Annotated in this window: 19 protein-coding genes and 1 tRNA gene; 12 read left to right on the forward strand and 8 right to left on the reverse strand. The window is 38.0% G+C overall.

Annotated elements, in window-relative coordinates; genetic code table 11:
- Positions 1 to 33: 33 nt before the first annotated feature.
- Entirely contained in the window at positions 34 to 738 is a 705-nt protein-coding gene (locus ACSZOX_RS10160) for a basic secretory protein-like protein (protein ID WP_437919786.1), read from the reverse strand.
- A 13-nt stretch (positions 739 to 751) separates the two neighbouring features.
- Positions 752 to 3,100: a GH92 family glycosyl hydrolase gene (locus ACSZOX_RS10165; protein WP_437919787.1), complete on the reverse strand. Its 2,349-nt coding sequence runs from the start codon at positions 3,098 to 3,100 to the stop codon at positions 752 to 754.
- Between the two features lie 241 nt (positions 3,101 to 3,341).
- Between ACSZOX_RS10165 and ACSZOX_RS10170 the strand changes: the two genes are divergently transcribed.
- Positions 3,342 to 4,733 carry a sensor histidine kinase gene (locus ACSZOX_RS10170; protein ID WP_437919789.1) on the forward strand — a complete coding sequence of 464 codons (1,392 nt, stop codon included), beginning with the start codon at positions 3,342 to 3,344 and terminating at the stop codon, positions 4,731 to 4,733.
- Between the two features lie 14 nt (positions 4,734 to 4,747).
- A complete protein-coding gene (locus tag ACSZOX_RS10175; RefSeq protein ID WP_437919790.1) occupies positions 4,748 to 5,461 on the forward strand; it encodes a response regulator transcription factor in 714 nt (237 codons plus the stop codon).
- A 57-nt stretch (positions 5,462 to 5,518) separates the two neighbouring features.
- Here the strand turns inward: ACSZOX_RS10175 and lysA are convergent, their stop codons facing one another.
- The 4 genes from lysA to serC form a co-directional block, all read right to left on the reverse strand.
- A complete protein-coding gene (lysA, locus tag ACSZOX_RS10180; RefSeq protein WP_437919791.1) occupies positions 5,519 to 6,685 on the reverse strand; it encodes a diaminopimelate decarboxylase in 1,167 nt (388 codons plus the stop codon).
- A 12-nt stretch (positions 6,686 to 6,697) separates the two neighbouring features.
- On the reverse strand, positions 6,698 to 8,011 hold the full coding sequence (locus ACSZOX_RS10185) for an aspartate kinase (RefSeq protein ID WP_437919792.1): 1,314 nt from the start codon (positions 8,009 to 8,011) through the stop codon (positions 6,698 to 6,700).
- Positions 8,012 to 8,135: 124 nt separating this feature from the next.
- Positions 8,136 to 9,083, reverse strand: a complete 948-nt coding sequence (locus ACSZOX_RS10190) for a D-2-hydroxyacid dehydrogenase (protein ID WP_437919794.1) — start codon at positions 9,081 to 9,083, stop codon at positions 8,136 to 8,138.
- A gap of 12 nt (positions 9,084 to 9,095) precedes the next feature.
- Complete coding sequence (gene serC, locus ACSZOX_RS10195) at positions 9,096 to 10,163, reverse strand: 3-phosphoserine/phosphohydroxythreonine transaminase (protein ID WP_437919795.1); 1,068 nt, start codon at positions 10,161 to 10,163, stop codon at positions 9,096 to 9,098.
- Positions 10,164 to 10,496: 333 nt separating this feature from the next.
- Here serC and gyrA point away from each other — a divergent pair, with 333 nt between their 5' ends.
- From gyrA to ACSZOX_RS10210, 3 genes are read left to right on the forward strand one after another with little or no spacing between them, the layout of a single operon-like run.
- Positions 10,497 to 13,061: a DNA gyrase subunit A gene (gene gyrA / locus ACSZOX_RS10200; RefSeq protein WP_437919796.1), complete on the forward strand. Its 2,565-nt coding sequence runs from the start codon at positions 10,497 to 10,499 to the stop codon at positions 13,059 to 13,061.
- A complete protein-coding gene (locus tag ACSZOX_RS10205) occupies positions 13,027 to 14,157 on the forward strand; it encodes a tetratricopeptide repeat protein (protein ID WP_437919797.1) in 1,131 nt (376 codons plus the stop codon). Before gyrA ends, ACSZOX_RS10205 begins: the two co-directional genes overlap by 35 nt.
- Positions 14,158 to 14,159: 2 nt before the next feature.
- Positions 14,160 to 15,329, forward strand: coding sequence for a tetratricopeptide repeat protein (locus ACSZOX_RS10210; protein WP_437919799.1), 1,170 nt, complete (start codon positions 14,160 to 14,162; stop codon positions 15,327 to 15,329).
- A 50-nt stretch (positions 15,330 to 15,379) separates the two neighbouring features.
- On the opposite strand, the gene ACSZOX_RS10215 is transcribed toward ACSZOX_RS10210, so the two are convergent.
- The gene (locus ACSZOX_RS10215) at positions 15,380 to 15,883 is read right to left on the reverse strand and encodes a lipocalin-like domain-containing protein (RefSeq protein ID WP_437919801.1); all 504 of its coding nucleotides are present in this window, start codon (positions 15,881 to 15,883) and stop codon (positions 15,380 to 15,382) included.
- A 130-nt stretch (positions 15,884 to 16,013) separates the two neighbouring features.
- On the opposite strand from ACSZOX_RS10215, the gene ACSZOX_RS10220 reads away from it, so the two are divergent.
- The 7 genes from ACSZOX_RS10220 to ACSZOX_RS10250 all read left to right on the forward strand — a co-directional run bounded on the left by ACSZOX_RS10220 (position 16,014) and on the right by ACSZOX_RS10250 (position 19,065).
- Positions 16,014 to 16,895, forward strand: coding sequence for a cupin-like domain-containing protein (locus ACSZOX_RS10220; RefSeq protein WP_437919803.1), 882 nt, complete (start codon positions 16,014 to 16,016; stop codon positions 16,893 to 16,895).
- 52 nt (positions 16,896 to 16,947) lie between these two features.
- Positions 16,948 to 17,274 carry a YchJ family protein gene (locus ACSZOX_RS10225; protein ID WP_437919804.1) on the forward strand — a complete coding sequence of 109 codons (327 nt, stop codon included), beginning with the start codon at positions 16,948 to 16,950 and terminating at the stop codon, positions 17,272 to 17,274.
- Between the two features lie 95 nt (positions 17,275 to 17,369).
- Positions 17,370 to 17,738 carry a 30S ribosomal protein S6 gene (gene rpsF / locus ACSZOX_RS10230; protein ID WP_437919805.1) on the forward strand — a complete coding sequence of 123 codons (369 nt, stop codon included), beginning with the start codon at positions 17,370 to 17,372 and terminating at the stop codon, positions 17,736 to 17,738.
- Positions 17,738 to 18,001 (forward strand): 30S ribosomal protein S18, encoded by a 264-nt coding sequence (gene rpsR, locus ACSZOX_RS10235; RefSeq protein ID WP_105716646.1) that lies wholly within the window; start codon positions 17,738 to 17,740, stop codon positions 17,999 to 18,001. Before rpsF ends, rpsR begins: the two co-directional genes overlap by 1 nt.
- A 12-nt stretch (positions 18,002 to 18,013) precedes the next feature.
- Complete coding sequence (rplI, locus tag ACSZOX_RS10240; protein ID WP_437919806.1) at positions 18,014 to 18,457, forward strand: 50S ribosomal protein L9; 444 nt, start codon at positions 18,014 to 18,016, stop codon at positions 18,455 to 18,457.
- A gap of 119 nt (positions 18,458 to 18,576) precedes the next feature.
- A complete protein-coding gene (locus tag ACSZOX_RS10245) occupies positions 18,577 to 18,870 on the forward strand; it encodes a hypothetical protein (protein WP_437919807.1) in 294 nt (97 codons plus the stop codon).
- 122 nt (positions 18,871 to 18,992) lie between these two features.
- Positions 18,993 to 19,065, forward strand: a tRNA-Lys gene (locus ACSZOX_RS10250).
- A 36-nt stretch (positions 19,066 to 19,101) separates the two neighbouring features.
- Here the strand turns inward: ACSZOX_RS10250 and katG are convergent.
- Positions 19,102 to 21,384, reverse strand: coding sequence for a catalase/peroxidase HPI (gene katG / locus ACSZOX_RS10255; RefSeq protein ID WP_437919808.1), 2,283 nt, complete (start codon positions 21,382 to 21,384; stop codon positions 19,102 to 19,104).
- Positions 21,385 to 21,589 lie beyond the last annotated feature (205 nt).

Genomic DNA, 21,589 nt, shown 5'->3' on the forward strand with positions numbered 1-21,589 from the left:
TATCTTCTGTGTATACTCATGTATCTGTCCTACCTATATTGTTGGGTTGGATTTATATAACTCCCACAATTGATCTAAATTCTTTCCTGTTTGTTTTTGCCAGAACTCGGGTGTATAGGACTTACTGCGCATCGCTTTATCTAGTTTAACAATCGTACCTTTTTTTATATTTTTTTCTAACCACACGAAGAACCGCGCTGTAATACGATATGCATTTTCATAATGATGATCCGCCTTAAAATCGGGAAGCGACCATTTAGCCCCGTCGTTGTCTACACCATCAACATAACGGACATAGTCCGCTATGCCCTCAGTGATCCATCCAGGACCACTTCCTCCCGGATAAGCTTGCACGAGGTGCATGCCTTCATGTGTTACGATATCAATATCTCCAGGATTCTTGGCAAACCACTCCGGATTAAACCTGATAACTCCCCCTCCTGCCGCAGCAATACCCTTGTAATCGGGATCCATAACAAAAACAACTTTTGTAATCGCTGCTTTATTGTACTTCTTTGCTAACTTAGGATATGTGTTAAAAAAAGTCTCTATAAGACGATTCTTAACCTTTTCATCAAAATCTTTTGCTTTATCAATATAGATTAAGCTGTACTTTCCTTCTTTCAGCGTATCCACCGAAATTGCGATATCCATATCTTTATCTAAGCGGCTCCAGTCATCTTGTGCACTAGCGATACGACACATGCCAACAGCGATAATTAAGAGTAATTTTTTCATTTCCTTTATCAATTTAGAACTTGTTTTTATCTAATGTGAAAGAGTACGGAACAGCATCTTTTGAAGTTCCTCTATTTTTGTTCGGATTGCTATCCATTTCAATAGTTAACTCACCACCTTTTAAGAGGGTCTCATGGTCAATCCAGTTTTTGTCAAAGCGTTTTTCGTTTAAATAAGCATTTTTAATAAAACGTTTGTCTGAACCATTGCCTGGCGATGTAATAAGAAAGGAGTTTCCGTTTTCAAGATGAATAGTTGCTTTTTTAAATAGAGGTGCCCCCATGACATATTGGTCCATTGCCGGACATACAGGGTAAAATCCGAGCGCCGAGAAAACATACCACGCAGATGTTTGTCCATTGTCTTCGTCACCACAATATCCATCAGGAGTAGGCTTGTACATACGATTCAATACTTCTCGAGCCCAATACTGCGCTTTCCAAGGTTCACCCGCATAGTTGTAGAGGTAGATCATGTGCTGTATAGGTTGATTACCGTGAGCATATTGTCCCATATCCGCAATTTGCATTTCACGGATTTCGTGTATTACACCTCCATAATAACTATCGTCAAATGTCGGTGCCTGCTGAAACACAGAGTCTAACATGAGAATAAATTCTTCCTTTCCTCCCATAAGATCTATCAAGCCTTGAACATCATGAAACACAGACCACGAATAATGCCAGCTGTTACCCTCAGTGAAAGCATCACCCCATTTCAATGGATTAAAAGGGGATTGAAACTGCCCATCTTTATTTTTCCCACGCATCAGTTTTGTTTCAGGGTCAAACAACTTTCTGTAGTTCTGTGACCTATCTGCATATAATTTGATTTCATCTTTAGGCTTCTTTAGTGCTTTTGCTAAACGATAGATAGCGAAGTCATCATAAGCATACTCTAGGGTACGTGCAGCATTTTCATTTATGCCAACATCATAGGGCACAAAGCCGAGTTCGTTGTAATAGCTTACGCCTTTTCTCCCAACAGCTGTCATCGGCCCTTCATTATTTGCTCCATGTACCAACGCTTTATAAAGTGTTTCTATGTCATACCCTCGCCCACCCTTTAAATAGGCTTCAGCGACAACAGATGCAGAGTTATTACCAACCATAATATCTGCGAAACCTGGACTGCTCCATTCAGGCAAAAAGCCTCCTTCTTTATAGCAGTTCAAAAGGCCTTCTTGCATCTCTTTATTTATAGAGGGATATACCAGATTCAACAAAGGATAAAGCGCACGGAATGTATCCCAAAAACCAGTGCCAGCAAACATGTATCCGGGCATTATTTTTCCAGTGTAAGGGCTATAATGCACAATCTGGCCTTCGTCATTTAACTCATATAGTTTATTAGGAAAGAATACTGTACGGTATAATGTACTGTAAAATGTGCGATATTGCTCATCAGTGGCGCCTTCGATTTCGATACGTCCCAACACGTCATTCCAGCGTTTACGGCCGTCTTCTTTTATCTTTTCAAAGCTGTGATCTTTCAATTCTCGTAAGTTTACCAAAGCCTGCGAAGGACTAATGAAAGATGAAGCTACTTTCGCATGTATTACGGTTTTACTATTTACACGTTTAAAACCAACTATTGCGCCCGCGTGATTTCCCGTCACTTTTGCTTGTTTTTTAGTTAGTCCATCTTCAACGATTTGAAAAGTATCGAACGGTTGATCAAATACAATCACAAAATAGTTTTTGAAATTGGGTAATTTACCTCTGCTGTAGCGACTTGAATAACCGATAATCATATTTTTCTCCGGTATAATTTCTATTTCGGAGCCTCTATCGAAGGCATCAAGGACGACAAAAGCACTATCAGGACTGCGGAAGGTAAATCGAAACATCGACGCTCTCTCCGTTGGAGTCACTTCAGCCGTAACATGATGGTCTGCAAGGTATACGCTATAATAATATGGTTTAGCAATCTCCGATTTATGAGAGAACCAACTTGCACGTTTTTCTTGATCGAATTCAGCATGGCCAGAGATAGGCATAAGAGAAAACTGTCCATAATCATTCATCCAAGGAGAAGGTTGATGGGTTTGCTTAATTCCTCTTATTTTATCGGCAGAATAAGTGTATTGCCAGCCATCTCCCATCTTACCGGTTTGTGGTGTCCACATATTCATTCCCCACGGAAGACCTATAGCAGGATACGTATTCCCATTAGAAAGAGAAACCTTAGAATCCGTCCCCATCAAAGGATTTACATAATCAACAGGTGTCAATAATTCGGGGGGAAGATTTTCTTTATCTCCTGTAGAGACTTGAAGATGTTGAGACGCCCCAAGTGTTGAATTTAGCGTAAGAAAAACACACAATACAACAAGGCAATTTCTAGCGTTTTTTAGTTTCATAAATAGTATAACATAAGATAATTAACAGGCATTAAATCAATTTGTTTGTTAGATGATGTCGTTAAATACTACTCCATCAAAATATACCTAACAAATAAATGATTTACCTTACTTTATTTTTGTTAATGACTTCACAACGAATGGTTAACAAAATGTTAACGAGCAGCGAATGGTTTAAATTGCTATGAACTATTGAGAATTGTTAGTAATATCGCAATTACAATTATCTCGCATTGCACCGATGAGTAAAAAACATATCCCTATATCGATTATTAGCTTTTCAGTGCTTTTAATTGTTCAATACCTTCTAATATATAACACCTTCATATTAAGAAATAACCAGTATCAAGTTTTAGAACGAAAGAACTTAGATAGCTCCTATCGTGCCATATTACTAAACGATAAACTTTTCGTGGGCGGGCAATCTATAATTGACTCGCTTATAAAACCGGCATATACACCATTAAAAGCTTCAGTCAACAAACCGAAAGAATTTGACCGCCTATCCGAGTTATTCTGTGATACATTGTTTAGAACCTTACGATTACGCAGTAATATGGATAGTGTTTTTGAATCGCTGCTGCTACAGCATGAATTGAGTGCCAATCTTGCGTATCGATTAGTAGTAACCGATTTTGAAATAACATTTGACGGGCGCACTTATTTTAAGATCTTAAATGGAAAATGGAAAATTGGCAACAGTCAGCCATATTTAACGATAGACGGAAGCTTAGATGAGCTTAATAAACAAAATCTAATTACCAGCGTTACCGTAAGCAGCTCCCAGGCAAACTCTTATAAAATTGCATTTTCTTTATACGCAGATGACATTGCTACCCGTTTTAATAAAATTATATGGCAAATGGGACCAACCTTACTATTGTCATTTTTAGCAATATCATTGGTTATTGGTATGTATTATCTCACATACAGAAATTGGATCAGGCAGAAAAAGATGACAGAAATGACTTCTGATTTTCTCAATAGCATCACACATGAATTTCATACACCAATAACCACAATAGTTGTTGCAAACAGGAATATTGAAAATTTAGATACCGGTGAGCAGAAAGAAAAAATTAAAGAATTCACCGCCATCATTGATCGGCAATCCTCTCGTCTTCAAAAATTGGTTAAGCAAGCTCTAAATATCACAGAACTCAATCAATACAATTTAGAGAAAGAATCCTACAACATATTCACTGTACTTTCGGAATCTGTAAACGATTATCGTCTCAGTCTAGATAAACGAGTAGAAATAGAACTCATTAATGAAAGTTCGTTTATGTCTAAAGAAATGACATTTAATAAATTTTTATTCACGACTGCAATTTATAATATTTTTGAAAATGCGGTAAAGTACAATCGTTCACCTGTCAAACGAATCGTCCTAAAGATTATTGAGAAAAATGGAGAGCTTGGGATACAGATTGAAGATAATGGAATTGGGATAAAAGAAAAGCAATTCGAATCTGTATTCCAAAAATTTTACCGAGGTAGAGAATCAAACTATATTCCGGGCTTGGGACTGGGATTGTTTTACGTTAAAAAAGTAGCTGAGGCACATTGCTGGCGCTTAGAGGTTAGAAGTTTCGAAGACATGGGCACCACTTTTACCATTTGGATTAAATAAGTATGACAAACAATATGGATTCTAAAAGACGGGTTCTTTACGTCGAAGACGAAAAGGATTTAGGAAATGTCGTTTCCCAATATTTACAACTTTTTGGATTTGATATCACCTGGGTCTGTAACGCGTCTGAGGCATTGACAAACTTTAAAACGATGAAGAGTTTCGATATTATTTTAATTGACGTCCAATTGCCAGACTATAATGGATTCAAGCTAGCCGAAGAAATAAATGCCCTATCACCAGGCCAGTCGTTTATATTTCTTACTGCGCGAAGAGAAAAAAAGGATCGACTACAAGGATTAAATATAGGTGCAGATGATTATATAACGAAACCATTTGATGTTGATGAGCTCGTTCTAAGAATCAAAAATATATTAAGGCGACGGGACTTTAATGCTGAAAGGTCGGAGGATAGACTGGTCGTTTCCAACATTGTTAAAATCGGAGACGTTGAAATCAATGCTGACTTGCATAAAATGTATGTTTCGGGTAAGACCGCCATTGATTTGACTCTAAGAGAAACGCAACTTATCTTATATCTGGTGGAAAATGAAGGGAAACTCGTAAAGAGAGAAGAAATTCTATTACAGATTTGGGGAGAAAACGATTATTTTATGGGAAGAAGCCTAGACGTTTTTATATCGCGCTTGCGAAAAATCATGAAAAATTCAACGCAGCTGTCTATAGAGACGGTTTACGGTATGGGGTTTATCCTTAAAATTTCCTGATCCTATTTTGAATAAAAAAGTTTACTGCCTTTATTCTGCAGTAAACTTTTTCCCGGCTTAATCAATAAGCATATCGTTGTATACGTAACGAATTTCGTCACGCAGGTTATAACGGGAAGCCATTACTTCTCCATATGCGCCCGCTGTACGGATGGCAATAAGATCACCTCTTTTTGATTCTGGCAAAGGCACTTCTTTACCGAAGCAATCTGAGCTTTCACATATTGGCCCCACTACATCATAATTGATAGTTCGATTATTAGACTCGCCAATATACTCGATCTTATGATAGGCTTGATACAACGCTGGTCGCATCAATTCTGTCATTCCAGCATCTAAAATTAAAAAATGCTTTTTAACACCGCTCTTTGTGTAAAGCACCTTACTTACCAATGTGCCACATTGTGCGACTAGCGCTCGACCTAATTCAAAATGAACCTCTTGATTTTTATTTCGCTCCAAAAATTTGTCGAAGATCTCGAAATAAGCTTCAAAATTCGGAATAGGATTTTCATCAGGATTCTGATAATCGACACCCAAGCCGCCTCCTACATTAAGGATCTTAATTGCCGTACCACGCTCTTCAAACCAATTTTTCCACTCATTAACTTTGACACATAAGCTTTTAAAGACATTCATGTCTGTTATTTGTGAACCTACGTGAAAATGTAAACCTATCAATTCTACATTTTGACATTGCCTAATGATAGATGCCGCCTTTTCAAGTTCTGAAGTCGGAACACCAAATTTGTTTTCATCAAGTCCTGTCGTTATATAGTGATGGGTATGAGCATCTACATTCGGATTAATCCGCAAAGAAACATGAGCTGTGACACCAACCTGCGCCGCTAAGGAATTGATGACCTCCATTTCCTGGATAGATTCCACATTGAAAGCAAAGATATGATGCTCCAACGCTGTTAAAATTTCTTTGTCAGATTTCCCTACGCCAGCGAAAGTGATCTTATCTGCCGGAAAACCAATATCGATAGACTTTTGTACTTCATTTCCACTCACACAATCTGCGCCAAACCCTTTCGATTGCACAAGGTGCAATAATCGGTCATTGAAATTCGCTTTTAAGGCATAATGTACATGAAAATTGTAGCGATCAGCTGCTTGCTTAGCTTTATCCAATGTCTCATTCAACAAGTTTAAATCGTAGTAGTAAAAAGGTGTTTCTAATGCACGTACTTTCCCTTGTTGATTCGTATTAAATAACATGTTTAATTAAATTTAAAATAATCGATTATGTAAAGATCGTAATGCTTCAGTCTTGTGTTCGGTATCTAAAAGAATAGAGACATTATAATCCGAACCTCCATAGGAAATCATACGTAATGGAAGGTGTTTTACGGCGTCTAAAACTTTTGCTGCGTAACCATGCGTATTTGCACTAAAATCGCCAACGACGCATACGATTGTTTGATTGTAATCGACACTAACTTTTCCGAAATCCTCCACTTCTTTGATAATGTCGCCCAAGTACTTCGTGTCATCTATCGTTAACGAAACAGCGACTTCTGATGTCGTAATCATATCAATAGGCGTCTTATACCGTTCGAATATCTCGAAAATCTTCCGTAAGAATCCATACGCCAATAGCATCCTAGAAGAATGAATATGGATAGCCGTGATATCATCTTTAGCTGCAATTGCTCTTATTTGCCCTTTTGTCCCACCATTCTCGCTAATGAGTGTTCCAGCGGCTTGCGGATCCATCGTGTTTAGTAAACGAACCGGAACATTGTATTTCTGTGCAGGGAATACACTTTGTGGGTGTAGGATTTTCGCTCCAAAATAAGCAAGCTCTGCAGCTTCATCAAAGCTTAAATTGGCAATAGGTGATGTATTTTTAACCACACGAGGGTCATTGTTATGCATACCGTCGATATCGGTCCAGATCTGCACTTCGTCGGCATGAATAGCTGCTCCTACTAAAGAAGCGGTATAGTCTGAACCACCACGACGTAAGTTGTCGATCTCCCCAAAAGAATTTCGGCAGATATAACCTTGTGTAATGAACAGCTTATTATTTGGATAGATCGATAGTAAGTTTTCCAACTTTTCACCTATTGCTTCAACTAAAGGCTCGTTGTCTTCATCAATTTTCATAAAGTCGAGCGCAGGTAGCAATACAGAAGGCACACCTATTTCATCTAAATGAAAATGAAATAATGTGGTAGAAAGAAGCTCACCTTGAGCTAGGATTATCTTCTCCTCAACGTTGGTAAATAAATCGTTGCCTAATGACGAAATATAATTAAAATGGTAATCAATTAAGCTTTTTCCTCTTTCCAACCCTTGCTCTGAGGTAAAAAGGTCTTTTATCAAATGCTCATACTTATTCTTATGTTGTTTGATAAGGTCATCTGCGACTTCTTTTTTACCGGCAGAAAATGCTTGTCCAATTTCAACAAGAGCATTTGTTGTACCTGCAACAGCTGATAGAACAACAATTTGACGCTCCGAAGGATTCACAATTTCTAATAATCCTTTTATGCGTTCCGCACTTCCGACAGAAGTGCCTCCAAACTTTAAAATTTTCATAATCCTAAGTATACTATGCTTTAAGTGTGTAAAAGTAAATAATTTTAAATTGTATATATATAAAAATGCGGCACAATGCTTTGATATCGCTTTGTGCCGCATGAGTCGTAACTATGCGGAAGTACTACTTCTTCAGTGCGTCAATAAGTAAATTCGCTAGTTCTATACCAATGCGTTCCTGCGCCTCATTTGTCGCTGCTCCGATGTGAGGTGTCAACGAGATGCGAGCGTGGGAAAGAATTTCCTTACGTGGAGTAGGCTCATTATCAAAAACGTCTAAAGCTGCAAATGATACCTTTCCAGCATCTAGAGCTTGAATAAGTTCCAATTCGTCAATAACACCCCCGCGAGAAGCGTTTACTAATCCTACACCGTCTTTCAATAACGCAAATTCCTCTTTTCCTATCGCTGGTTTATCCAGAAACGGTACATGTAAGGTGATGAAGTCAGACTGTTTTAACACCTCTTCGAATGCTACTTGTTTTACTGGTAAAGAAACTTCAATATCTCCAGAAAACGTGAGGCTAAGTGATTGAGGTCCTTCGAATAAATCCGTATAAATAACATTCATCCCTAAGCCCAATGCAACTTTAGCTGTTTCACGACCAATTCTTCCGAAACCAACTACACCTAAAGTTTTACCTCGTAGCTCAACACCGTTGGCGTAAGCTTTTTTAAGGCTTCCGAAATTGCTATCGCCTTCAAGTGGCATTTTGCGATTAGAGTCATACAAAAAGCGAACTCCATTTAACAAGTGAGCAAATACCAACTCCGCTACTGACAAAGATGACGCTGCGGGCGTATTGATGACATCTATACCTTTAGAGCGAGCATATTCCACATCAATATTATCCATTCCTACTCCTCCCCGTCCTATAGCTTTTAAATTCGGACAAGCATCAATTAATGGTTGTCTTAATTTAGTTGCACTACGTACAGTTATAGCGTCGTAATCTTGAAGTTTTACAGACAATTCCTCCTGTGGTATATGATTTGTATCAACCTCAAAACCCGCATCTTCTAAAATTTTCTTTCCAATAGGGTCTATACCATCATTTGCTAATATTCTCATGTTTGTTGTTCTTTATTTATTCCTATCCTCAAATTCTCTCATTGTATCAACTAAAGCATTGATTGAGGTTATTGTTAAAGCATTATAAATAGAAGCGCGGAAGCCACCAACTGATCGATGTCCTTTGATTCCGATCAAACCCCTCTCTTTTGCAAGTTCTAAAAACGCAGCTTCTTGTTCTGCCGTATCCATGACAAAAGTAACATTCATCCTTGAACGATCGGCTTCAGCAGCCGTTCCTTTAAAGAATGGATTTCTTTCAATTTCGTCGTAAAGTGTACGTGCTTTAACAATATTTTCTTGTTCGATCACTTCTACTCCACCCTTAGCTTTCAACCAACGTAAATTTAACATGGAAACGTAAATCGAAAATACAGGAGGTGTATTATACATAGAGCCCGCTTTAGCATGAGCCTGATAATCGAAAATAGTTGGAATTGTACGTCCGGATTTTCCCAATATATCGTTTTTAACGATAACTAGTGTTGCGCCAGCTGGTCCCATATTTTTCTGTGCACCAGCATAAATCAAATCGTAGTCTTCAACATTGATAACACGGCTAAAAATATCTGAAGACATATCAACTACTGTTGGAATATTTACAGCAGGTTTTTCAAATATCTCTGTTCCGTATATGGTGTTATTCGACGTATAATGAAAATAAGTTGCATCAGCAGGAACCGCAAAATCTTTAGGAATGTAATTGTAATTTTTATCTGAAGATGAAGCAACAATCTCTACATTTCCTAATTTGGACGCCTCTTTTGCAGCTTTAGATGCCCAAACACCAGTATCTAGGTATGCAGCTTTGCCACCTTCTGGCAATATATTCATAGGAACCATTGCAAATTGTTGGCTGGCTCCACCTTGTAAAAACAAAACAGAGTAATCTGAAGGAACATTCAATAGTTCTCTCACTAATGCTTCCGCCTCAATCACCACCTGTTCGAACTCTTTGGAACGGTGCGATACCTCAAGAATTGAAAGTCCTGTATTGTTAAAATCAATGACTGCTTCAGAAGCTTCTTGAAATACCTCCTTTGGAAGGATGCATGGTCCTGCCCCAAAATTGTGTTTCATCGTTAATATATTAATAGTAAATAAATTATAACATGGCCATTTAACCTTCCGCGATTAAATGAAAAGCAAAAATAGCATATTTTTTAAATTTTATCATCTTTCTTAAATATTTATTAGTAAATATATAATCAATAGCTTTTTTTAATAAAAAAATGACAGAAATAAAACGAATTAAATTTCTGCAAGTTGTATTGCATACTCGAATTATTTGATGTTTCGTTTTTGTTAATTTTAACGAATCACAATATACTTACAAATTAAAAAAAATCGTAACTTCGCATGCGATGTGTGCAAAATTTTTAACGCATCAAGTTTGATCGAAACCACATAAATATGGCTGAAGAAACAGAAAACGAAAACAATCTAGTACCTGCTAACGACAGGATCATTCCAATTAACATCGAGGATCAAATGAAATCTGCTTACATAGATTATTCTATGTCAGTAATTGTTTCTCGCGCCTTGCCTGATGCAAGAGACGGCATGAAACCTGTTCATAGAAGGGTGCTTTACGGCATGCTGGATTTAGGGGTGACAAGTGGTAAACCTTATAAAAAGTCTGCACGTATCGTTGGAGATGTACTCGGTAAATACCACCCGCATGGCGATTCGTCCGTATATGATGCAATGGTGCGTTTGGCGCAGGATTGGAGCATGCGTTATCCCCTCGTCGATGGACAGGGTAATTACGGGTCAGTAGATGGTGATCCGCCTGCGGCTATGCGTTATACAGAGGCAAGGTTAAAAAAAATTGCCGAAGAAATGCTTTCCGATATCAACAAAGATACTGTTGATTTTCAATTAAACTTTGATGATTCATTGGAAGAACCTTCTGTACTTCCAACACGTATTCCCAATCTACTTGTAAACGGGGCATCGGGAATTGCGGTTGGTATGGCTACGAATATGGCTCCCCATAATCTTTCTGAAGTTGTTGACGGTACAATAGCCTATATTGATAATCGAGAAATCGAGATTTCAGAATTAATGCAATATGTGAAAGGCCCCGACTTTCCAACAGGTGGTATTATCTATGGCTACAATGGTGTTAAGGATGCTTTTGAAACTGGACGCGGACGTGTTGTCATGCGTGGAAAAGCGGAAATTGAAACCTTAAAAAATGGCCGAGAGTGCATTATTGTCACAGAAATTCCTTATCAAGTCAATAAAGCAAATATGATCGAGCGTACTGCGGAGCTCGTCAATGAGAAGAAGATCGAGGGAATTGCGACCATACGAGATGAGTCCGATCGTGATGGATTCCGTATTGTTTATGAAATTAAACGAGAAGCCAATGCAAACGTTGTATTAAACAACTTGTATAAATATACAGCGTTACAAACTTCTTTTTCTGTTAATAACATTGCCTTGGTTAAAGGCCGCCCAATGTTATTAAACCTCAAAGATATGATTCACGAATTTGTGGAACATAGACATGAGGTCGTTGTGCGACGTACACGTTTTGAATTAGCTGAAGCAGAAAAACGTGCGCATATCTTAGAAGGATACCTGATCGCTTTAGATCATCTTGATGAAGTAATTCGTTTAATTCGCGCCTCTGAAACCCCAGAAGATGCTCGCGTTGGATTGATGGAAACGTTCGGATTGACAGACATGCAAGCCCGTGCAATTCTAGACATGACCCTTCGTCGTTTGACAGGACTAGAACGCGATAAAATTAAGGAAGAATACGCGGAACTCATGAAAACGATAGATTACTTGAAAGAGGTCTTGGCGGATGAAGGTCTTCGTATGAAAATTATTAAAGACGAATTGTTGGAAGTCCGTGAGAAATACGGTGACGAACGTCGTTCTGTTATCGTTCATTCAGCAGAAGATATGCGGATGGAAGACTTTATTGATGACGAAGAAATTGTCATCACCATATCCCACAATTCGTACGTAAAGAGAACTCCATTAACGGAGTATCGTCGCCAAGGACGCGGAGGTAAAGGGGCCATCGGTTCGTCAACGAGAGACGAAGATTTTACAGAGCATATTATTACGGCGTCTGCGCATAATTATTTACTTCTATTTACGGATAGGGGTCGCTGTTTCTGGCTTCGTGCTTTTGAGATACCTGAAGGCGGTCGGACCTCACGTGGAAGAGCGTTGCAAAATATTATTAATGTTCCTAAAGAGGAAAAAATTAAGGCATTTATAAAAATAACAAACCTTAAGGATCAAGAATATTTAGAGAATAACTTTATCATTATGTGTACCAAAAAAGGTACAATTAAGAAAACCTCTTTAGAAGCTTATTCTAGACCAAGAGCCAACGGTATCAATGCTATCAATATTAATGAGGGAGATGAACTTCTAGAAGCTTGTTTAACAACGGGTAACAGTGAGGTTGTCATGGCACTGCGTTCGGGACGAGCTATTCGTTTTAACGAGTCAACAGTTAGACCGATGGGACGCACAGCGACTGGCGTACGTGGAATTACCTTAGCTTCCGAGACTGATGAAGTAGTTGGCATGATTGCTGTAGATAGTGTAGATACGACAGTATTGGTGGTGTCTGAAAAAGGATATGGTAAGCGTACCGATGTCGAAGATTACCGCGTAACCAATCGTGGCGGTAAAGGTGTTAAAACGATCAATGTTACCGAAAAGACTGGTGGATTAGTCGCTATTAAGGGGGTGACCGACAATGACGACTTGATGATTATCAATAAATCAGGTATAGTTATTCGAATTGGTGTAGATGCACTAAGGGTAATGGGACGTGCAACACAAGGAGTCCGATTAATAACATTGAACGATACGGATGAAATTGCATCCATAACGAAAGTAGCGCGTGAAGAAGAGTCGGAAGAAATCGATGTGAATGAAGCGAACGTAGAATCAAATGATATTACAGATGCTAATGATAACGAAGAACAAAATGCGGAATAATCTGGGGACTGCCTTGTCGGCAGCCCTCCTATTTGTGTCTTTTGGGACATTTGCTCAATCTAATTTTAAGGAAGGAAGCAATGCTTTTGCTCTCTATACACAAACTGGAGAACTTAAAAACCTAGAAAATGCAAAGAAATTTATTGACGCGGCTTACTTGACTCGAAGAGACTCCAGCAATACGCGTGTAAATGTGTTGCGTTCGATGATTTACAGCTCTATGGCTTATGCTGACTCTACGCGCTCTATAAAAAATCCGAAGGATCCTATCGATATTACTTATGATGCATTGTCGAAAATAAAGACGCGAGAATTTGCGAATTATACCTCGGAAATGAAGTATGTAAAACAAAATCTAGCCGCTGCACATATTTATAATGCGAACAAATCCTTACAAAAACAGGATTATGCAAGCTCCTATGATAATTACTTGAAGGTTAAAAGTTTAAATATAGCCGGATATGATGTAACGTATAACCTAGCATTATTAGCTGTTCAAACACAACAGTATGACGCTGCTGTAGGGTATTACGATCAGATTTTAAAAAGCCAGAATGCTAGAGCGGAACATTATCTTGAGCTTACAGACGTCTATAAAAGAATTGGCAATAAACAGGCTGTTTTGAATACGCTACAAAGTGCTCGATTAAAATATCCGCAAAGTAAAGCTGTTTTAATGAATCTTGTACAGGAATTTGCGCAGAATAATGAGTACAAAGCTATTGTGCCAATTATCGATGAAGCTATTAAATATGAGCCTGAAAACATCGAATTGAATTATTTAGCAGGCTATTCGAATGAAACGGTTGGAAACATCGATATTGCTAAACGATACTATCAACAGGTCTTGCAATTAAATAGCAATAATTATGAGGCAAATTTAGCATTGGGTTTGATTTATCTTCAAGATTTTCTTCGCGATGAAAATAATGGAGAAGCGCAGTATAATGCGCAAAATCTTTTGCTTAAAGCAAACGAAATTCGTCCTTATGACGTTAATGCTTTAAAGTCTCTCTCGCTTTACTATGAGAAATCTGGTGATTTAGCACAGTTAGATCGTGTAAGGTTATTATTGAATCAACTATCAAATAATTAGATATGAATTTTAAAAAAGCAATAGTATTTTCTTTGTTAGTGGCTGCTGGTACCACTACCTTTGCACAAACTAGCAATTTAAGAAAGGCTAAAACTAGTCTTCAAAAATTTGAAGAGTTAAAAGCAGCTGGTTCTGCGGAGTTAGGTAAAAGTAATCTAGAGTCTGCTAAAGAAGCTATCGATTTAGCAATAGCGCACGAGAAAACAAAAGAGGATGCTGAAACTTGGACTGTTTATGCGTTGGTAAATGCAAATTTAGCTGCTTTGGAGAATACCGTAGAGGCGGCGACCGCTGCAGCTGAAGGGATCAAAAAAGCAAAAGAATTGGATGCTGAAAGCAAAAACGCGGATAATATTAAAGTTGCCGGACAAGTTCTTGGCCAGTTTAATTTTAATCAAGGTGTAGCTGCTTGGGAAAAACAAGATTTCAAATCCGCTTACGGTTCTTTTAGCGATGCCTTAGTTTACCTACCAGGTGATACAACATTGACGTATTATTCAGGTCTTGCTGCTATTCAAAATAAAGATTATGCAAACGCTATAGCCAAGTACAAAGAGTTGGTTCCTGTCAAAGAGTTTTCATCCCACAAAGCAGTAGTTATCGATTTACCAAAATTATACCTCTCTGCTCAAGACACGGCAAGTGCGATCGAATATGCTGCTCAAGCCGTGCAAGCTTATCCTAACGACAACGATGCTTCTGTTCAAAACATTGAACTTAATCTAATCGTTGGAAACGAAGCCAAAATTATTACGGATATTGAAAGTCAGATCGCTAAAGATGCAAGCAATAAGTCTCTATATTACTACTTAGGTATTGCGCAGTCTGCGTCTAATAACAGTGAAAAAGCTGCTGAGGCCTATAAAAAAGCCGTGGAATTAGATCCAAATTTTTCTGATGCAAATCGGAATGCTGCCGCGACGATTATCAACAGTGTCAGAGATCAGCTAAACGCGTTAAATCAAGATAAAACGTTATCGAATACAGACTACAATACAAAAGTAGCTGCACTAAAAGAGAAAATAAAAGAAGCATTGCCGTATTTGGAGAAAGTGGTTGAACTGAACCCTTCAGACGTTGATGCACTAAGAAGTTTAAAAGGCTATTATGATTTCCAGCAGGACGAAGCTAAATCAACTGAGATTCAAGCTAAAATTAATGCGGCAAACTAAATTGTCAATAATCTTTAAAATAAAAAGAGCGCTTTGTAAAAGCGCTCTTTTTATTTTAAAGAAAAGTCATTCAGAAGTATGTTTTCATCGAAGAAGTTATCGATAGACTTGTCCGCTCGCTTCCAGGTCATATACGAATTAACATAAATCCCATTGGAGAGGACTGGTTCAGTGGATCTTAAATAAAGTATATCATTCTCAAAATCTATTTTTCGCCTTTGTATTTGATTCTTCCAATTTGGAAAAAGAGAGCTCTTAATCATATAGGTTACTACAGCATTATTACTATCTACTTTATACTTACCACAAAATGCCATGTATCCTTGTAATGAAGAAACCATTTCCTCTTGTGTTGCCAATAATTTATCATTACTACTGTAAGATAAACGGTTTTCCTTTGCAATCTGAACTGACATGAAACCTTCGGATGAATATATTAAAATGCCAAATGGATTCTTCCCCATAGGAAATAAGGAATCGTCCCCCGCAATAGGAACTTCTATATAGGAAAGGAGTTTCCAGGTACCAACTAGTTCATTTTTTAAAGATGTCATACAATTCAGTTGTATTTGTTATCGTTTTAAGATCATAACGTAATTTTTTAAATATTAGTTTTGGTAAATTGCATTATTAGCGCATTCTGACAGAAATATTTTTGTTACATTTAAACTACAAAAGTAAGATATGATTTTATTGCAAGTCGATACGGTTGACGATATCAGCAAAGAAGCTTTTTTTAAAGGCTATTTTAAGAAACAGAAGCCTGTTTTAATAAAAGGGTTTGCGAAAAAATGGGAAGCATACGACAAATGGAGTCTTGACTATATCGCCTCAAAAGCTGGCGAACAAGAGGTAGGTCTATATGACAACAAACCTGCAGATCCAAATAAAGCCACAGACGAGCCGGTCACTACGATGAAAATGAAGGATTATATTCGTTTAATAAAATCGCAGCCCTCTGATCTACGCATTTTCTTTTATATTATCACCGATAAAATTCCTGAGCTGTTAAAGAATTTTTCTTACCCTGACCTTGGGTTTAAATATTTTAAACGTATCCCTACCCTATTTTTTGGAGGAAGTGAAGCGCGTGTATTGATGCATTATGATGTGGATTTAGGCGATCTTTTACATTTTCAATTCGAGGGAAAAAAAAGGGTATTGCTCTTTCCTCCCGATCAGGCATCCTGTCTGTATAAAGTGCCTTTATCCGTACACACCGTCTATAATTTGGATTACGAAAATCCAGATTATCATCTCTTTCCTGCCTTGCGTTATGCTCAAGGTTATGAAATCTTCATGGAACATGGGGATGCCCTGTTTATGCCAAGCGGCTATTGGCATTTTAACCGATATTTAGAGCCTGGCTTTTCTGTCACACTGCGCTCCTTTCCAAATTCATTGCCACGCCTCTTAAAGATGCTCCGGGAAGTATTTGTCATTCGTTATACAGACAAATTGATGCGCAAGATTTTCAAGAAGAAATGGGTCGATTATAAACAAAAACTTGCCTTTAAAAGAAGTCAACGGGTTTTTAAAGAAAAACAAAAGAATAATGAGCCCTGATATACACTTATGTCCTTGCGGCTCAGAAATATTATATCCTGATTGCTGTGAAATGATTCATAACAAGGTTGATTTAGCTTTGACTGCCGAGCAGTTAATGCGCGCACGTTATTCAGCATTTGCTTATCATTTAGTCGACTTCTTGTACGATACTGTTCATCCGCGGACACGAAGATTGCATCAAAAAAAGGAAATTTTATCCTGGTCTATGGCGAACAGATGGCTCAAACTAGAGATACTTCATAGTAAATTAGAAACCGTAGAGTTCAAAGCCTATTATCTGGATGCGCACTTCAGAGAAACTATTCACCACGAACGATCCACATTCAAACAGTTAAACGGTATCTGGTATTATGTAGATGGTAAGTTCCTTTCTTAAAAAAGAAAAGTAACGCTTGTTTTTTAAGAAAAAATAATCTAATTTTGCACTTCCGTTATTCGGAAAAATATAATTAATTAACAAATTCATTAAAAATGCAACAGTACGAATCTGTCATCATTCTTACCCCGTTGCTTTCTGAAGATGCTGCGAAAGAAGTTATCGCAAAGTTCAAAAGTATCTTAACAGAAGGCGGAGCCGAAATTGTCGCTGAAGACAATTGGGGTTTGAAAAAATTAGCGTATCCAATCCAGAAAAAAACAACTGGATTTTATCACTTAACTGAATTCAAGGCTCCAGGTGAATTAATTCAAAAGTTAGAACTTGAGTACAAACGTGATGAGCGTGTTATGCGTTTCTTAACTATTGTGTTGGATAAACATGCAATAGCATACAGTGAGAAAAAGCGTAGCGGTGCATTCAACAAAAAGACTGAAACTAAAGCTGAGGAGGTAGCAAACTAATGGCAAACGAAAACATCCAATACGTAACTGCTCCTAAAGTAGAGGACAACCGTAAAAAATACTGCCGTTTCAAAAAGAACGGTATTAAGTATATTGATTACAAGGATGCAAATTTCTTGTTGAAGTTTGTAAATGACCAAGGTAAAATTTTACCTCGTCGTCTTACTGGTACATCTTTGAAGTTTCAACGTAAAGTTGCACAAGCTGTTAAACGTGCTCGTATTATTGGTTTATTGCCTTACGTAGCTGATTCATTAAAATAGGGAGGATACGACATGGAAATTATTTTAAAGCAAGATATTAAACACCTAGGTGAAAAAGACGATTTAGTTATTGTTAAGCCTGGTTACGGTCGTAACTATTTAATACCTCAAGGATTTGCAGTTTTGGCAACATCATCTGCAAAGAAAGTATTAGCTGAGAATATTAAACAAGCTCAGTTTAAACAAGAGAAAATTAAGAAAGATGCGACTGAGTTAGCTTCTAAATTAGAAAACGTTAAGTTATCTATTGGAGCTAAAGCTGGCGAAAGTGGAAAAATCTTCGGTAAAGTGAATAGCATACAGATTGCTGATGCATTGAAAGCACAAGGCTTTGATGTGGATCGTCGTCGTATCACTTTTGAAGTAGAACCAAAAACTATTGGTGAGTATGTAGCAAACTTAAACTTACACAAGGAAGTTAAAGTTCAAGTTCCTTTTGAAGTAGTTGCTGAATAATTCATTATAAGTTATAATGTATAAAAAGGGGATAACAATTGTTATCCCCTTTTTTGCTTAACTTTCCATCCTTTAAGAATAGAAAGTTTTTACTAATTTGCAAAAAAGTGTTTATGAAAATGAAAGGATTTCTATTTGGTATCATTACAGCTATTGTTATTATCGTATTGTTCAACAATAAAGAAGAAGCAACATTTTGGCTATTTAAAGATATACGAACATCAAAGCTGATTATTCTCGCGGCGTTTTTTCTTTTAGGTGTTGTTGTCGGTGGTATCGTTTTTCGCCGTAAAAAAGTTCGTGTAAAAGAAAATAATAACATGAGCAATAGCGATTATTTGCAAGACGAATCTTCCAACTCTTCACACAGCAACCTTTCTGACGAAGATCGTGAATTTTTAGGCAAAAATTAAGTCGCTTATAGCTAAATAATTATACCCTTGTCGATACAATAAACGCAACATGCTATTGCTTTTGTTAATAAAATTCTTACCTTTGCATCACTTTAAGCAATCAACATAAAAGAAGCTTAAACGATTCCGTAGCTCAGCTGGTAGAGCAATACACTTTTAATGTATGGGTCCTGGGTTCGAGTCCCAGCGGGATCACAAAAAAAGCCCTCAACAATAGTTGAGGGCTTTTTTTTATTTTCTTTTCAAGTCAAATCTATCCAAATTCATCACTTTTACCCAAGCTGCAACAAAGTCTTGAATAAATTTTGCCTCGCCATCTTTACTTCCATATATTTCGGCAACCGCACGTAACTCGGCATGAGATCCAAAAACTAAATCCGCCCTTGTAGCAGTCCATTTCAAATGCCCTGTTTTTCGGTCTCGGCCTTCATAAAGTTCTTCATCCTTTGTAACGGCACTCCATGAAGTTCCCATATCAAGTAAATTCACAAAGAAATCATTGGTAAGGAATCCTGTGTGAGATGTAAAAACACCATGGCGTGAGCCATCATAGTTAGTTCCAAGAACACGTAAACCTCCTACTAAAGCTGTCATTTCTGGAATAGTAAGCGTCAGAAGTTGGGCTTTATCAACGAGTAATGTTTCAGTTTTGGCATGAACTCCTCTTCGTTTATAATTCCGGAATCCATCTGCTACTGGCTCTAAATAACCGAAAGATTCTATATCAGTTTGTTCCTGCGTAGCATCCATTCTACCGGGAGTAAAAGGTACCGAGATTGTATGTCCCGCTTTCTTCGCAGCTTCCACTATTCCAACAGATCCAGCTAAAACAATGATATCGGCTAATGAAATTCGCTTTCCATCTTTTTGATTTGTATTGAAATCATCTTGTAGCTCCTTTAAAACACTTAGAACCCGTTGCAATTGAGATGGTGCATTAACATCCCAATCTTTTTGGGGACTTAGTTGTATCCTAGCTCCATTAGCTCCGCCACGTTTATCTGAACCTCGAAAAGTTGATGCCGAGGCCCAAGCTGTGCCTACAAGTTCAGCGACAGTCAAACCAGTTGCTAAAAGTTTTGATTTTAATAGAGCCACATCTTCCTCATTGACCAACTTATGATCCCGATCCGGAATAGGGTCTTGCCATATAAGAACTTCCTCAGGTACATCTGTGCCCAGGTAACGGGAACGCGGTCCCATGTCACGATGTGTTAACTTGAACCAAGCTCTCGCGAAGGCATCGGCAAATAAATCAGGATTTTCAAAAAATCGCCTAGATATCTTCTCAAATTCCGGGTCAAATCGCAATGATAAATCGGTCGTTAACATCGTTGGTAGATGCTTTTTATCTACATTATACGCATCGGGAATAATTTCATCAGCATTTTTAGCGACCCATTGATGCGCCCCTGCAGGACTTTTACTTAGCTCCCACTCAAAGGAAAATAGATTTTCAAAGAAATTATTACTCCATTGCGTTGGCGTTTTTGTCCAGATCACTTCTAACCCACTTGTAATCGTATCTGCTCCTTTACCAGATCCGAAGTTATTATGCCATCCTAACCCCTGCGCTTCTAATCCAGCAGCCTCAGGCTCCTTTCCCACGTTTTCCGCAGGAGCTGCGCCATGTGTCTTCCCAAAGCTATGCCCGCCGGCAATAAGTGCGACAGTCTCTTCATCATTCATCGCCATTCGGCCAAATGTGTCTCTAATATCCTTAGCTGCAAGAATCGGATCTGGATTTCCGTCAGGCCCCTCGGGATTTACATATATCAAACCCATTTGTACTGCTGCCAACGGCTTTTCCAAATCTCTAGTGTGTACATCGCCATCTGCATCATCGTCAGATACAACCACGCTATGTGCTTTATGAGCACCATCTGAGCCGTGGGCATACCTGAGATCACCACCAAGCCAAGTCGTTTCTGATCCCCAATAAACGTCTTGATCAGCTTCCCAAACATCTTCTCTTCCTCCGGAAAAACCAAAAGTTTTAAAGCCCATAGATTCTAAAGCTACATTTCCAGTAAGTATCAATAAATCAGCCCATGATATTTTCTGTCCATATTTTTGTTTTATTGGCCACAATAATCTTCTTGCTTTATCTAAGCTAACATTATCGGGCCAGCTATTTAAAGGCGCAAAACGTTGTTGACCTGCCCCAGCCCCTCCTCTTCCATCTCCAACACGGTAAGTTCCTGCACTGTGCCAAGCCATTCGAATAAATAGAGGTCCATAATGACCAAAATCTGCTGGCCACCAATCCTGGGAATCCGTCATCAGATGATGCAAATCTTTCTTTACTTCTTCTAAATCCAAACTTGTGAAAGCCTTCCCATAGTCAAAATCCCCCTTTAACGGATTGGATAGCTCCGAATGTTGACGAAGAATATTTAAATTTAATTGTTTGGGCCACCAATCCCGGTTCGTAGTCCCTTCTCCTCCAACTTGTAGTTTTTTTTGCCCCGCATGAAAAGGGCATTTGCTGATGTCATTCTCTTCTTTTTGCATGTTGATCTAAGTTTATACTATTTCATTAACAATTACTAAGTCCGCTATGTTTGTTTTCTTTCGATAAAGTTAGCTTATAATTAGAAACCAGTTAAATCAAAAAAATCTATTAAGAATAAGTGAAAATGATAACTTCTTACTCTAATTAAATTTTATTGAAATAAGAACATTTGTAATTCTTCGAGAATAACTATATTTAGCCATC

Source organism: Sphingobacterium sp. LRF_L2, from assembly GCF_965644235.1.
Classification (GTDB): domain Bacteria; phylum Bacteroidota; class Bacteroidia; order Sphingobacteriales; family Sphingobacteriaceae; genus Sphingobacterium.

Bases quoted from the DNA above. Each gene is read 5' to 3' on its own strand.
- gyrA (WP_437919796.1), top strand. From the start codon at position 10,497: ATGGCTGAAGAAACAGAAAACGAAAACAATCTAGTACCTGCTAACGAC.
- ACSZOX_RS10165 (WP_437919787.1), bottom strand. From the start codon at position 3,100: ATGAAACTAAAAAACGCTAGAAATTGCCTTGTTGTATTGTGTGTTTTT.
- ACSZOX_RS10175 (WP_437919790.1), top strand. From the start codon at position 4,748: ATGGATTCTAAAAGACGGGTTCTTTACGTCGAAGACGAAAAGGATTTA.
- ACSZOX_RS10220 (WP_437919803.1), top strand. From the start codon at position 16,014: ATGATTTTATTGCAAGTCGATACGGTTGACGATATCAGCAAAGAAGCT.
- ACSZOX_RS10205 (WP_437919797.1), top strand. From the start codon at position 13,027: ATGCTAATGATAACGAAGAACAAAATGCGGAATAATCTGGGGACTGCC.
- rplI (WP_437919806.1), top strand. From the start codon at position 18,014: ATGGAAATTATTTTAAAGCAAGATATTAAACACCTAGGTGAAAAAGAC.
- katG (WP_437919808.1), bottom strand. From the start codon at position 21,384: ATGCAAAAAGAAGAGAATGACATCAGCAAATGCCCTTTTCATGCGGGG.
- ACSZOX_RS10215 (WP_437919801.1), bottom strand. From the start codon at position 15,883: ATGACATCTTTAAAAAATGAACTAGTTGGTACCTGGAAACTCCTTTCC.
- ACSZOX_RS10225 (WP_437919804.1), top strand. From the start codon at position 16,948: ATGATTCATAACAAGGTTGATTTAGCTTTGACTGCCGAGCAGTTAATG.
- rpsR (WP_105716646.1), top strand. From the start codon at position 17,738: ATGGCAAACGAAAACATCCAATACGTAACTGCTCCTAAAGTAGAGGAC.
- ACSZOX_RS10185 (WP_437919792.1), bottom strand. From the start codon at position 8,011: ATGAAAATTTTAAAGTTTGGAGGCACTTCTGTCGGAAGTGCGGAACGC.
- ACSZOX_RS10160 (WP_437919786.1), bottom strand. From the start codon at position 738: ATGAAAAAATTACTCTTAATTATCGCTGTTGGCATGTGTCGTATCGCT.
- serC (WP_437919795.1), bottom strand. From the start codon at position 10,163: ATGAAACACAATTTTGGGGCAGGACCATGCATCCTTCCAAAGGAGGTA.
- lysA (WP_437919791.1), bottom strand. From the start codon at position 6,685: ATGTTATTTAATACGAATCAACAAGGGAAAGTACGTGCATTAGAAACA.
- ACSZOX_RS10245 (WP_437919807.1), top strand. From the start codon at position 18,577: ATGAAAGGATTTCTATTTGGTATCATTACAGCTATTGTTATTATCGTA.
- rpsF (WP_437919805.1), top strand. From the start codon at position 17,370: ATGCAACAGTACGAATCTGTCATCATTCTTACCCCGTTGCTTTCTGAA.
- ACSZOX_RS10190 (WP_437919794.1), bottom strand. From the start codon at position 9,083: ATGAGAATATTAGCAAATGATGGTATAGACCCTATTGGAAAGAAAATT.
- ACSZOX_RS10170 (WP_437919789.1), top strand. From the start codon at position 3,342: ATGAGTAAAAAACATATCCCTATATCGATTATTAGCTTTTCAGTGCTT.
- ACSZOX_RS10210 (WP_437919799.1), top strand. From the start codon at position 14,160: ATGAATTTTAAAAAAGCAATAGTATTTTCTTTGTTAGTGGCTGCTGGT.